This window comes from Lacrimispora algidixylanolytica (assembly GCF_003609635.1).
Taxonomy (GTDB): Bacteria; Bacillota; Clostridia; order Lachnospirales; family Lachnospiraceae; genus Lacrimispora; species Lacrimispora algidixylanolytica.
The window spans coordinates 374,505-388,852 of the sequence record NZ_MCIA01000031.1; the positions used below are offsets into that span (position 1 = coordinate 374,505).

Annotated in this window: 10 protein-coding genes; all 10 read right to left on the reverse strand. The window is 39.5% G+C overall.

What is annotated here, in order from left to right; all coding sequences use genetic code 11:
* Nucleotides 1-11: 11 nt before the first annotated feature.
* The 10 genes from BET01_RS16825 to BET01_RS16870 all read right to left on the reverse strand — a co-directional run bounded on the left by BET01_RS16825 (nucleotide 12) and on the right by BET01_RS16870 (nucleotide 14,344).
* Nucleotides 12-929, reverse strand: a complete 918-nt coding sequence (locus BET01_RS16825; protein ID WP_120198023.1) for an ABC transporter permease — start codon at nucleotides 927-929, stop codon at nucleotides 12-14.
* A gap of 17 nt (nucleotides 930-946) precedes the next feature.
* Complete coding sequence (locus BET01_RS16830; protein ID WP_120198024.1) at nucleotides 947-1,906, reverse strand: ABC transporter permease; 960 nt, start codon at nucleotides 1,904-1,906, stop codon at nucleotides 947-949.
* Nucleotides 1,907-1,989: 83 nt separating this feature from the next.
* Nucleotides 1,990-3,732, reverse strand: a complete 1,743-nt coding sequence (locus BET01_RS16835; RefSeq protein WP_158585090.1) for a peptide ABC transporter substrate-binding protein — start codon at nucleotides 3,730-3,732, stop codon at nucleotides 1,990-1,992.
* A 180-nt stretch (nucleotides 3,733-3,912) separates the two neighbouring features.
* Nucleotides 3,913-5,595 (reverse strand): M3 family oligoendopeptidase, encoded by a 1,683-nt coding sequence (locus BET01_RS16840; RefSeq protein WP_120198026.1) that lies wholly within the window; start codon nucleotides 5,593-5,595, stop codon nucleotides 3,913-3,915.
* A gap of 60 nt (nucleotides 5,596-5,655) precedes the next feature.
* Nucleotides 5,656-8,232 (reverse strand): PAS domain S-box protein, encoded by a 2,577-nt coding sequence (locus BET01_RS16845; RefSeq protein WP_120198027.1) that lies wholly within the window; start codon nucleotides 8,230-8,232, stop codon nucleotides 5,656-5,658.
* A 270-nt stretch (nucleotides 8,233-8,502) separates the two neighbouring features.
* Nucleotides 8,503-9,720 carry a glycoside hydrolase family 18 protein gene (locus tag BET01_RS16850; RefSeq protein WP_158585091.1) on the reverse strand — a complete coding sequence of 406 codons (1,218 nt, stop codon included), beginning with the start codon at nucleotides 9,718-9,720 and terminating at the stop codon, nucleotides 8,503-8,505.
* A 130-nt stretch (nucleotides 9,721-9,850) separates the two neighbouring features.
* Nucleotides 9,851-10,957 (reverse strand): CobW family GTP-binding protein, encoded by a 1,107-nt coding sequence (locus BET01_RS16855; RefSeq protein WP_158585092.1) that lies wholly within the window; start codon nucleotides 10,955-10,957, stop codon nucleotides 9,851-9,853.
* Nucleotides 10,958-10,984: 27 nt separating this feature from the next.
* The gene (locus BET01_RS16860; protein ID WP_120198030.1) at nucleotides 10,985-11,881 is read right to left on the reverse strand and encodes a TIGR03943 family putative permease subunit; all 897 of its coding nucleotides are present in this window, start codon (nucleotides 11,879-11,881) and stop codon (nucleotides 10,985-10,987) included.
* Nucleotides 11,878-13,398, reverse strand: coding sequence for a permease (locus BET01_RS16865; protein ID WP_120198031.1), 1,521 nt, complete (start codon nucleotides 13,396-13,398; stop codon nucleotides 11,878-11,880). Before BET01_RS16865 ends, BET01_RS16860 begins: the two co-directional genes overlap by 4 nt.
* 1 nt (nucleotide 13,399) lies before the next feature.
* Nucleotides 13,400-14,344, reverse strand: coding sequence for a CobW family GTP-binding protein (locus BET01_RS16870; RefSeq protein WP_120198032.1), 945 nt, complete (start codon nucleotides 14,342-14,344; stop codon nucleotides 13,400-13,402).
* Between the last annotated feature and the right edge of the window lie 4 nt (nucleotides 14,345-14,348).

A 14,348-nucleotide genomic window follows, 5' to 3' on the forward strand; every position in this document is an offset into this window, starting at 1 on the left:
TTGATTTCCTCCTAGTCTCTAAGCTGTGGGTCAAGTGCATCCCTTAGACCATCACCTAAAATATTAAATGCTAATACGAGTAAACATAAAAGTAAACTAGGAAATAATAAATGGGCAGGATAAAATGCCATGGCCTCTTGACCTGCGGAAAGTAATGTTCCTAAACTAAATGCAGGCGGTTGAAGACCAATTCCTAAAAATGAAAGTATGGTTTCGTCAAATATAATATGTGGAATCGATGTAGCCATATCCAGGATTATTAAACTTAACGTATTTGGGATTAGATGTTTCGCAATGACTCTTGTAGTAGATGCTCCTAACGCTGAGGAAGCCATAATATATTCACTTTCTCTAAGCTTTAGAATTTGACCTCTTACCATACGAGCTGTACTCGTCCAGTTGGTGATACATAATGCAAATAATAAAGGTAGATAACCATTTCCTAATACAACTAAAATGATTAAAGTAACAATAAGATAAGGAATGCTATTTAATACCTCTACAATCCGCATCATGACATCATCCACAAAACCACCCAAGTATGCCATAACCGCTCCATAAATACAACCAATAACGACTTTAAGAGTTGCTGCTACGGTAGCAACAAAAATGGAAAATCTCAAACCTTTCCATAAACGGGAAAAAAGGTCTCTTCCTAAATAATCAGTCCCCAGCCAATAAGTACTGTCTGGCGGCAAATTTTTAATTTCTGGTGTTAATGTTGTATAATTTTGGCCACTTAAGCCAGGTCCGATCATTGACATAACAAAGAGAATTATGAGTACAGCCATTGATAACAGAGCTAATTTGTTTTTCTTTAATCTTCGCCAGGCGTCTTGCCAATAGCTGATATTAGGTCTGACTACCTCATCAGCATCAAACCTTGACTGGTCTGCGAGTTCAAACCTTTTATCTACCAATGAATTCATTCCATTTCTCCCTTCCCTTATTTTCCAGCACCGATTTTAATACGGGGATCCACAATACCATATAAAATATCTGTGATCAACATGGTGATTACAGTAATAATCGCATAAAATGTTGTTCCTGCAAGGACAATGGGAATATCTCTTCCTTGAACAGCTTCTATATAATATCGTCCCATACCGGGAATGGAGAAAACCCGTTCTATGAACAGAGAACCCGTCAAAATACCTGCCACAGTTGAGGGTAGTACCGTGATAATAGGAATAAATGAATTACGTATGACATGATTTTTTACAATCTGCATTTCAGAAAGCCCTTTTGCTCTCGCTGTGAGGGTATATTCCTGATTAATACTTTCTAGCATACTTGTTTTAGTCAGTCTAGAATAATAAGCGATGAAACTGCAAGAACCAGCAATGGTCGGAAGAATCGTATACTTCCACCCTCCAAGCCACAATTCTTTTCCTTTGGGCCATCCAATAATAGGCAGCTTCAATATATCTCCATTTGCACAATATTTCTGAAGCAGAAGGGATATAACCAACGAAGGCATGGATACTAAAAACATAGCTCCTACTAAGATCAACTTATCCCAGTAACTTCCTCTCTTCATTGCCGCTATAATACCAAGTAAAATGCCCGCAGTCACACCTAATAAAATCTGCTGAATACTAAGCCTGATGGTCACTGGAAGTTTTGCTTTTAAATTTTTGGCAAATGTTTCGCCTGGTCTGATAATCGATTCTCCAAAATCCCCCTTAATAATCAATCCCTTCATGGTAATCACATAACGCTCGATGACAGGTCTATCATATCCGTATTTTTGTATGATCTTTGTTTGCACCGTCTTTGGCAATTTAGCAATCTTTGAAGTAAGTGCATTTCCAGGGATTGCTGACAGCAAAAAGAAAGTAGCTGTGACAATCAAAAACAAGGTGATAAGCATTTCCAATAATCTCCGGATGATGTATTTTGCCATATTCCTTCTCCTACTCTATAAAGGATACCATGTAGCACATCGACGTTTGACAATGCGCTACATGGTATAATCTTTAAAGCACTTTACTCTTCCACAATATAAGCATATTTGAATTCATATTTTCCGCCAAAAACAGGATACTGAAACCCTTTCAGACGGTTATTGATATAGCTATGTTTATCACGATAAAGGAGAGGTTTGATTGCTACATCTTCTTTGATTAAGATAGTTTCTGCTTCCTCATATAGTTTCAACCGTTTTTCGTTATCTTGTTCTTTTGCTAACTGGTCCAGGAGCTTATCGTAGGTTTCACTGGAATACTTACCATAATTGCTACTTCCACCGGTTCTAAAGATATCGATAAATGTCATAGGATCATTATAATCTGCTCCCCACACCTGCATGCACATGTCAAATTCACCAGCAACTTGTGCGGAATGTGCAAGGCCGAAGTCACCTACGATATTAAGATTTACCTTTATGCCTAAATTATCTTGTATCCGTTGTACGACATATTGCTCAATGTCTTTTTCGATTGTTGATTCCCCATACCCTAAGAATTGAATCGTAATGGTGCTTAGGTTATCGGTATCTTTTCCAAGTTCTTTTAATCCTTCATGAAATAACGCCTTTAATTTTTCCGGATTATTTGCGTATTCGCTATATTCTTCTTTAATTGGTTCTGGGACTTCCGTACGATATTCTTTATCCCCAACTTTAATATTTGGTGTCACAAGACCATAAGCTGCCGTGTATCTGCTATTATAAACAGAATCAATAAATGTCTGGCTATCCAATGTATATGCAATTGCTTTTCTCACCTTTGCATTCTGCATGAGACCGCTGGGACTTGACTCCTGTGTATTAAATGAAAAGAATTGGGAAGCAACATCTCCATTTGTATATAGCTGGCATTTGCCTTCACTTGCCGCCTGATCCCATTTTTTTAAATAATCACCGGAAGCTGCTACAAAATCTAATTGATCAGCTTCAAATAACTGGAACTGGGTGGCGGTTTCATCGATCTGTTGTAGATCGATCTCTTCTAAGTAAACATTTTCTGCATCCCAATATTCCGGATTTTTTACTAGAACAGTGCTCTGGCTGGCCGTGTATTCCTGCACCATATATGGTCCGCAAGATAAGATCTGCATTGCATCAGTCCCATATGTATCACCATATTTTTCAATATTGTCTACACGAATTGGATTAAACATGGTATAAGATAATTTGTCAGTAAAATAAGGTTCTGGTGCTTCCAGGGTAAATTTGAGCGTATAATCATCAACAGCTTCTACGCCTACTTCCTTAAAGTCACATTCACCATTGTAATACTTCTCTGCATTCTTAATGGGAAAAGTAAAAAAAGCATAGGGACATGCTAGATCTGCATTTAGCACTCTTTCTATCGTATCTTTATACTGGCTGGCAACCACTTCTACTCCATCCGACCATTTGTTTTTTCTTAAATGAAACGTATAGGTAAGACCATCTTCTGAAACTTCATATTTTTCACAGCCGGCATTTTCCAGAACACCATGATTCTCTCTAAATAACCCTTCGCAAGTTGCTAAAAAAAAGGAACCAGATTCTGAATCTCCAACCTGCGCGGTATCAAAGGTAATGACATGAAATTGCTGGCCATGTGCAATCTGCTCTGATGCAAGTGTCTCTCCATTAGGTCCCTTTTTTTCATTCTGTGATGTTTGCCCAGTAGCAGCAGTATCCCCACCTGCCGATTTACCAGCAGAACCGTTGCACCCAGCTAGGCTGGCTGCAAACAGTCCTGTTACAAGTAGCAGATTAAAAAACTTTTTTAATCTCATTGACATTCCTCCCTTTCTCTTCACTTTTAAATCATATGTGATACATAAAACTTGTATTACCATATTGCTTTATAAGTGACTATGGAAAGAAAATTATCTCTTTTATTCCTTTTCCTACTCCCCCTCCTTAATTATTTATAGTTTTAACGATTCACTGACTGCTTTTCGCACACTGTACGATTATGATAGATCAATATATGACGTTTCCAGTTTCTCAACGATTTTCTTCACACATCCATCATCAAACGGACTGTCTAAGCCTACTTCTTTCAACATATTCGTAAAGAAATCACTGGCTGATAACGTACAAAGTTTTAAGTAGCTGTTCCATGCCTCCTGGTAATTTTCATCCATTCTTATTTTGAACTGGAATGCACAAATCTGTGCAATACAGTAATCAATATAGTAGAAGGGATCATCATAAATGTGAGGTTGCTTTTGCCAAAATCCCCCTTTTTCAAAGTATGGAAATCCTGTATAATCCAAATGAGGTCGATATTCCTTTTCTAACTGCTTCCAGGCATTGTGTCTTTCTAAAGGAGTCATCTCAGGATTTTCATACACGATATGCTGAAATTCATCTACCATACATCCATAAGGAATAAATGTGGCGGCTTCTTCCAAGTGCATAGAAAGGTAATCCTCCGTTCGGTCCCCAAAGAATTTATCCATCCAAGGTTCTGTAAAAAATTCCATTGACATGGAGTGAATCTCTGCTGTTTCCATGGTGATATCCGCATGCTCTTTGATTGGATCCTTTCCCGAGAGATAACCTTGGAACGCGTGACCGCATTCATGAGTGATTACATTGATATCCCCACTTGTTCCATTAAAATTTGCAAAAATAAAAGGGGAACCGTAATCAGGAAGGTAAGTCATGTAACCTCCCGCCCGTTTTTTCTTTCTGCCCAACACATCAAACAATTCATGATCTGACATAAAATCAAAAAACTCTTTGGTTTCTTTTGAAAGTTCTCCATACATACTCTGAGCACGATTCATAATTTCTTCTGGAGTGCCAATTGGATCTGGATTACCATTTGCAAAATAAACATTTTCATCTTTGCAAGATAATTTTTCTATGCCTAATCGTTTTTTTCTTTGTTCGTGAAGTTTTTCTGCAAATGGTACAAAATATTCCTTTACCTGTTTTCTGAAATTCTCTACCATATCTTTGCCATAGCAATTTCTCATGACACGATAGTAACCTAATTCTACAAAATTATCATAACCTAACTCTTTTGCCTGTTTGGTGCGATTTTTTACTAACTGGTCATAGATAGAATCAAGTTCCTCTCCGTTGGCTTCAAAAAAGGCACTGTATTTTGCATACGCTTTTTGCCGTACTTCTCTGTCCTTATGGGTTAAATATTTTCTTAATAAAGAAAGGTTAAGTGTTTCCCCCTCCCAATCGATTTCTGCACTGGCGATTAGCTTATCGTATGCCGTTGTCAGCATATTTTCTTTCTGCTTAAGGGGGATCAGCTTTTTATCAAAGGATTTTATATGAAGCTCAATATTTTTAAATGCTACCGTTCCTATCTTTTCTTCCAAATAAGATCGATATGGAGATTCATACATCTGTCGTGCATACATAACATTCATTTCAATGATTTCAGGCTCTATTTCATCGTAATAATTTTGTTCTGCTTCATAAAAATCATCTGCAGTATCAATATCATGTCTGATTTTTGCAATTGTTATCATGGTATCGATTTCACCACTAATTTTATAATACTTTTTATGAACTTCAAATTGCGCTTCCCCACTTTTTGCATTTGCAAATTCCTTCATAAGCGCTTCAAATTGAACCTTTTTCTCTTTTAAATCTACTCTTTCATAAGGCATTTCTTTAAACTTCATTTTAATCCTCCAATCATATACTTTTTGTTATTTCTAATAAATAATTAACAGCCTCTTTCTTCATTTGACCCCCTCCAAAGACTGACGCAAAACCATATCAACAAACACTCGAACCACCGCCTCATCAAACTGTGTTCCCGCATTTTTAATAAGTTCTCTTACCGCGTCTTCCTGACTCCACTTTTTATGATATCCTCTTGGATTTCTCATGGTATCGTAGGCATCTGCCACGCTTAAAATCCTTGCTGGGAGTGGAATGTCCTCACCAGATATGCCTTGGGGGTAACCTTCCCCATCCATTCGTTCGTGGTGACTTAAAACGTATTGTGCCGCCTGTGCAAATTCAGCCGAAGATTTCAGTATCTGATAGCCTTTTTCCGGGTGGCGTCTGAATTGGATCCATTCCTCTTCTGTCATAGGCTCCATCTTAGAAATAATATGTTTATCCAGCCCTATTTTACCAATATCGTGATAAAATCCTGCCACCGTGACATGGTGTATGATATCCTCGCCGAGCTCCATGGCAATTGCCAGTTCTTTGCATAACTCACTGACTCTCCGATTATGGGTCTCTTCCTCCTGATTATCATGAAACAAAGTGTCTGTAATAATCTGAATCGTCTGGTTTCTCATGGAAATACTTTCTTTTAGCTTTTGCTGATACATAGCATTCTCTGCCTCGCTGAATATATAATATATATCTTGATCTGCCATAGTTTTTGTTGCTGATCCAAAAGATACCGAGAGAATCCCGTTTTCAACCTTCTCCTTAGCCATAGCTGTTTTCATACGACTTATCATTTCCTCAGCCTCTTCCTTGCTGGTTCTTGATAGAAGAAAAACGAATTCATCGCCTCCTATTCTTGCAATGATATCTCCACACCTGCTATTTTGATGAAAGATTTCCACAGTACGTTTTAACAGCAAGTCCCCTATCATATGACCAAAAGCATCGTTGGTGAGTTTCAAGCCATTGACATCAGCCAAAATCATGGTAATGGGGAGATTGTTTTTTGTATCCATTCGCCTAAGTTCTTCTTCATAGTAACGACGATTGTAAAGGCCGGTAAGCTGGTCGTGATAGCTTAAATAAAGGACCTCCTGCTGAGCATACTTACGTTCCTCAATGTTACGGCTGGAACTGACAATCTCTACCTCCATCTTATCATTATAACGATTTTTAGAGGACATCTCTGTCCAAATCCGTTTCCCGTCCATATGGATATTTTGCAATTCAATGGTATAAGTGTTGCTCTCTTCCGGATGGGCCATAAATTCCTTTATGTTCTGAATCAATATTTGCTTTGTCTTCAAACGAAACTCATTGGGTACCAGTTCTACCGGATTCATTTCCATAAGCTCTTCTGGATGATATCCAAGAAAGTGAAATATGGAGGGGCTTACATAGGTCAATTTTAACTGATCGAAATTATAAATCCATGTAACATCAGAAGAAAAACCCATAATCATTCGAAGCTTTTCTTCACTTGCTCTCAATGCATCTTCTACTTTCTTTTGTTCTGTGATATCAACCAGAAAATATTCAATGGCAGGTTTGTCCAACCATTTTGCCCAAACACCATTTACCTCCACCCATACAATACTACCATCTTTGCAAACAACCCTGTACTGTGGCTTTTTCTCCGGTTCTTCTCCTGATAAGCGCTCATAGTAAACTTTCTTCGCCTTTGGACGATCCTCCTCATGAACAAGATCTAGAAAAGGCTTATCAAACAACTCCTCCTTGGAATATCCTAACAAGTTTGAAAACATTGGATTATTGATTTGTATCTTGCTGTTTTGCACGATCAAAATACATTCAGAGGCGTATTCAAAGATAGAGCGGAATTTTTCTTCACTTTCCATTAAAGCTTTCTCTGCCTGTCTTCGCTGCGTGATATCATATTGAGCTAAAAGAATGCAGACCTTGCCCTGATATTGAAATAACATACCAATGCCAATCGCCCAAAATACTTTCCCAGACGGCATTTTTAAGTTCATTTCATAATCCCTGATAAGTCCTGTTACTTTCACTGCCTCTACAAAGTGAATCCACTCCTTAGACTCCTCCCAATAAGGAATTACACTTTGTCCATAATAGGTTGCTTCCTCCAATTCATAAAGCGCCTGACCTGACGGATTGATATAGAGAAACGTTCCATCTAACTGAACCATGCCTAGGCAAAAAGGTAGATTTTCAATAATAAAATGAAACTCCAGATCCCTTTCCCTCAAAATTTCCATCAACTGGTCACGTTCTTCTACTTGTTTTCTTTCTTTAGAGATGTCTATGAAATTAACAACAAAATAATATAGCTCCGGTGAATATACATAGACCCGATACCAGCGGTCTAAAACTTCAGAATATCTTTCATATTCTTCCATTCCTCCATCTAGAGCTACCTTGCCATAAACCTTGATCCAATCAAAGGAATCTCCTTGTATGTTTGGCATAGCTTCTGTAACTTTCTTTCCAATCATATTTTCCCGTTTCATGCCGCTCATTTCTTCAAAAGCAGAATTCACATCCAGAAAAACATAATCACAGGGAGTACCTGCCTCATTTAAAATAATTTTGTGGTATGCGTATGCCATGGGTGAGTTTTTTACAATCGATTCGAAAAACATTTCATCCATACTATTCCTCCTCAGCTAACGTAGTTCAATATCATGCGGGCGCTGCATTATCATAGGCCAAAGAATTTATTTTCCTTTTAGCCTGCAGCTTTTTAGACCAGGAATATGAATCGATCATGCGCAGGATCTTTTTTATTTTACTCATTATATCATTCTTTATTTCAGAAAAAAACTTGATTTGTAAGGAATTTTTTTATTTACAAAGAAAGAAGCCTCTACACCATATGGTAACGTTACCTTGGTGAAGAAGCTTACATTATTTTTTATCTATTATTGATTTAAATTACGGTTTAAGGTGCCAAGGAGCTCTCCCGATGGGTCCTGGCTCAGTTCCCAAATCATAGCACCTCCAAGGTTCTTGGATTTGATAAATTCCGATTTATAACCAATGGATTCCCCATCCTCATAACTTATAAAAATAGTACCGTTAAAGAGCCAGGGAACTTTAGACTCAGAATGGACAAATCGGGTATAGCCTGGTTTATTTATGTAATTTTTCATGATATCCTGGTAGCTTATGGAACTGGCACCTCCGAACCTCTGGTATAAACCACGGTTAGAATCAGGAACGGAAGAATATAAGTATCCGTAAAATGGTATACCCAAAACTAGCTTTTCTCTAGGAAATGATGCATTTATCCAGGTATCCACTGCCTGTTCCACACTTGTTTTATACTGAGGGGAAGAATCTTGGTTGGCATAAAGAGGAGCCAGTAAATCCGTATGAGTATCCCAATGTCCATGAAGATCGTAAGTCATAAGGTTGACAAAATCCAGATATGGAGCAATTTTTGTAAGCTCTACTTTGTTTATATAAGACTTATCCGCGCCCCCTGCAATGGTAAGCAAGTAATGCTTTTGATCCCGGGCACCTTTTTCAACTAGCTTTTCCCTTATCTTCTTAAGGAGCAAAGTGAAATTTTGTTTATCTTCTGGGCGTTTTCCATTGGTATTAAGTCCTCCTGATACTGGATATTCCCAGTCTAAATCTACGCCATCAAATCCATATGTAGTAATGAAATCCACACAACTATCCGCAAAAACAGTTCTGCTCTCTTCCGTTAGGGCAGCATCAGAAAATCTCCCGGACCAATTCCAGCCACCTACTGAAATCAAAGTTTTCAGTTCTGGATTTGACTGTTTTAAGGTATTTAATAGCCTGATATTTTCTGGATCCACATCTGGATATCCCAGAGTCACCTTTAAATCAGTGCTGATATTTGCAAAGGCATAATTGATATGAGTTAATTTAGTAGCATCAATCTGATTGGGATAATAACGGGAATAGGCAGACCAAGCCGCATAATAACCCACCAGTTTATTGCTTTTAACAGCATTTTCCTCCTGTGGTTGTGCCGGTTGAGAGGTTTCTGTCGTTTTTGTTGTTTCATTTTCAGCAAATACATCCTTATGGCTTTGAAAGCCGAAAAGAGCAAGCGTAAAAATGGATAAACCTAAAAGCGTTGTTCTTATAACAGATTTTTTCATTTGATTGTCCTTCTCCATTCCAATTTTTTCAAGTATAACATGATGGTTATTCCTTGAATAGAACGCAAAAACTGGCACAGATGCCTAATATTGGTAATAGGCTTTCAAAGAAAAAGGTTCCAGGAAACTCCTAAAAGGGAGCGGTCTTAATACATCCATTCAGTGCTTCTTTGATTTGATTTTCCTTTAGATCCTTACCTATAAAAACAATCTGATTGTTCCGATCCCCCCAAAGCTCATCCCACTCTTCCATTAATTCTGGGTAGTCTCTTAAGCTTTCTTCCTGCTCCTCTTTGGTGCCAGCCGCAATCCAGGAAGAGATCGGTGTGATGGCAATGCTACTTCCTGCCTGTTCAAATAAAACCGCCTGATCTGGCTCCTGATAAAACCATAGGTAGCCTTTTGCCCTTATGATATCCTTTGGATAAGAGGTCTCGATCCAGTCGTAAAACAGGGCATTGTCAAAAGGTTCTCTCCGTTCATAGACAAAGGAACTAATACCATAATCCTGATGCTCCTTACCAGCTTCATGACGGAGCAAAGCTTTTGATAAAGCGCTGGAACTACTTAAACGATCGTAATCATATAACTTCCGGTTAAAGATCTTCGAGGTGGGCACCTGGCTGTTGGTCGTTTGAATTAATTCTGCCTCCGGAGATAAGGTTCTTATCACCGCTTCCACTCGCTCTATCTCTTCCTCTGAGAGCAGATCACATTTATTTAAGATGATAATATTACTGAACTCAATCTGCTCCATAACAAGATTGATTACGTCCTCATCTTCCTCTTTTGAACTACTTTTGCCTGCTTCCAGCTCCTCTACAAATTCCGAACAAATCCGGTTGCCATCGGCTACCGATACGATGCAGTCAATAAAGGCAGGGAAATCCTCTCCCTCCTCTTCAAATGCATCGGCTATGCTCATAGGACTGCTGACCCCAGAAGCTTCCACGATAATTCCATCAATCTGATCATTTTGGGCTATCTTCTTTATCTCACTGATAAAATCTTCCCGTAAGCTGCAGCAAATACAACCGTTGGTCAGTTCCAGCACCTGATTCTCTTGACCTAAGCCTTCCTGCTGACGAATGAGTCTGGCGTCTAAATTGACCGCCCCCATATCATTAACGATCACGGCAAGGCGCTGCCCTCTCTCCTGCTCCAAAATATGATTGAGAAGTGTGGTTTTTCCGGCTCCCAGATAGCCGCTTAATAAGGTAACCGGTTTTTTTATCATAGTTTCTTTCCTTTCCATACTCAAGTTTTAATAAAAGGGATAAACGTACTCCTCCAAAGGCTTTTCGGCAGTCTCCATCTTTTCTGCTTTTAAAACTGCATATCCGTCCTCTACCTTTAGTGTTCCAGTCACTGTAATCCAGTCATTTTCCTTTGCGGTAAGACTTCCTTTGTATTCCGTAATCAATCCCATAGGGGATAAATCTGCTGAACAGCACCACATGGATAACCGAACTAGGGCAAACTCATTCTCTTTTTTCTCTTCCAAATCTAGATAGACGAACCCTTTCATGGTTACAGTATAACCATCATATTTTTCTGGATTCGTGCCAAATTCGGTGACCCATGGACTAAAATCTTCATCGGATATGGTAATCGTCTTTGCTTCTTGATCCAGTCCATTAAGCCCAGGGGGAAGTGCCCTTGCCTGATTATCAGACGAAGTTCCCACCTCCTGATCCTGGCTTTCTTCCAAAGCTTCCTCTGGTTTCTCCAGGTCGTCTTGTGCATAGTAAGCATACTCCTCCGGGGACTGGACGGTTTCCTCCGGGGACTGGACCGTTTCCTCTGGCTTAATTCCACTTCCGCCCGAAGGAGCCGTAAGATTGGAGCCAGAGACGCTCTTTACCATAGCACCTGCCGCTAAAGAGGAAGGGGGAACTGCAAGTAGTAATATAGGGATGATAAGAACCAGACACCTCTTTACCCTGCTTTTGTACTTGGGCCGAAGGATGTTCTTTCCGTTGACCCCCGCCCAGAAAAGCATCAGAACAGATAACCCAATTAAATAAGGCTTCATTCTTGGGGTAACATAACTAAGATAAGCTCCCGTCAAGGTAAGACGAAGCAACATAACACCGAAAATCAAATAGCACAAGGATTCTACCAGTGCCTCTAGGTTCATACCTTTTCCGCGTAATCTCATAGTTTGATCCCTCCGCCATAAAAGGTGGAAAATAAAAACACTCCCACAAAGCAGACCACAAAAACAGTAATCAATAACCTTACAATAAAGGTTTTTCGAAATCCAGAAATCAACATAGCGATATTTTTAATATCCATCATTGGACCAAATACTAAAAATCCAAGGATTCCTCCTACTGGAAATACAGAAGCCATGGTTCTAGCCACCACTGCATCTGAGGAAGAACAAAGGGATAAAACAAAAGCCATTGCCATTAAAAACAGTATGGACCAAACAAGAGAACTCCCTGATCCCGTAGCAATCATGGCTGGTCGAAACTGTTGGAACAGTGCTGAGATAAAGATACCTGTAAGAAGATATTTCCCCACACTAAAAAATTCATTCTGGGCGTGGCGTATCATTTGAAGAAATCGTGAGGAGGTATCATCCACTAGGTCTTCTGCTATGCTTCCAACAATCTTGCCTGTAAACACCTTCTCTGGTGGTAAAACAAGGTATGTGAGTCCAGATACAACGGCGCAGAGAATACCAAGCCCGCTTCTAGCGCCAATCATAGCTAAATTTCCATTGAATGCATACCAAGTGGATAAAATCACAACCGGATTAATCACCGGAGAAACTAACATAAAGGTGACAGCCGCAGAGATTGGCACTCCCTTTTTTACCAGGCTTTTAAACACTGGAATGGAGGCACAATCACATACTGGTAGGCAAAAACCTGCAAAAACCGCAAATATCTGAGCCGGAATGACCTTCTTTGGAAACTTCCTTTGAATCCAGTCAGGGCTTATATATACCTGAATGGCGGAGGAAAGAAGGACACCAATGGCTAGAAACGGCACTGCCTGTAAAAATACACCTAAAAATACGGTGAGAAATATATCATAAGAAAAACTGATAGAACCTAGAATCGGCTTTATCATCAAATACAAAACAGCCGCCGCAGTGACAGACATAAGCCAGATATGAGGCTTTACATCGTAGCGAAATAACTGATTCATAAACCCTTTCCAGTTATCCTCAGTAAAAACCGGTAGATCCCGTCCAAATTTAACTTCTTTTGCTTCGCCTGTTGATAAATAAGTGCAATCGCTAGCAGCCACCTGGGACATGGAGATAGCCCCAGAATCGGCAATCCTGTGATCCAGTAATGTTTCATCGGCTGCGTAAATAACCTTTTCTATGCTGATCACAGGCTTCATTTGAAACTGTAAAAACATCTGTTCAAAGGTATGAAAATGCTCCATACCATTCCATTCAATCAAAACCAGATCCACTGGTTCCTCCGTAAGCTGGTTAAAGATCTCCTCACATATTTCATATGGGACCTCTTCAAGCTGACTTTTTGTATATTGCATACAACGGATGTGCTCTGCTTCCACTAAGGGAACGTCCCCGTTTTCAAACTGAATCACCAAGATGTCCTGCTCTTTCAGCTCTTTTTCTGCCAGCCGGTTGATGATTGTGGTCTTGCCGGAATCCAATAATCCGGTAACCACCCATGCAGGAGTTATCATATTATAGTTTCCCTTCAAATATAGATTTTATTTGCTGTTCCTTAATTCCAGTCCCAATAAAGCAGATTTTGTTTCCCTCTGCCAAACAAGGCTCTATTTTAAGTATTCCTGGTATGTAATGAAATAAGACCGTAGCATCCTTACAGCTTACGATCCCTTTTCCTCTTAGAATCATTCCATCCGCCTTATGAATCACCAGCTCCAGCTTATCTTTTAACTCTTTTGTCGTGAGAGTGGCATCGCATTCGAGAGTGACAGAAGCAAATACCTCTCTGGCAAGACGAAACGGAGAAGATAATCCACGTAGAATATGAGATATCTTTGGGGTCCTTATAACTTCTTCCCGAAGCGCCTCCACTGCCTGCACCCGGGTTCCTGATCGGAATACAGCCGCTGGTATGGTATCCCAAAAGTCAGTCTCAAGCCTTGCTTCCTGATTGCACGCTCTTAGTTTACCAAGAATTCCCTTCATCTCACCCGAATCGCCATTCATATGACTGATGAGAATCAGGTCTGCATACCGGATCTGATCCATAAAAAACTCACCGTAATTTTCTTTATACTTATCAAATCTTCTGCTGTCCACTACGGTAATGCAGCGCTTGATCTCTACAAGCTCCTTCTGCTTTAAGCAGGCTTTTATAATATCCGATAGTTTACCCACTCCAGATGGTTCAACCAAAATCACATCTGGCTGGTATTCCTTTACAATCTGTCCAATGGCTTTATAAAAATCACCAGCTATGCTGCAGCAAATACAACCCGCACTTAAACTGGTAACTGTAATATCACAGCTTGTTAAAAAGCTGGCATCAATCCCCGCTTCTCCGAAGTCATTTTCAATGACTACGATTTTTTGTCCTTGAAACACGTGGTCAGCCATTGTCTGTATCAACGTTGTCTTTCCCGCTCCCAAGAAACCAGATACGATATAAAGATCTGTCATTTAT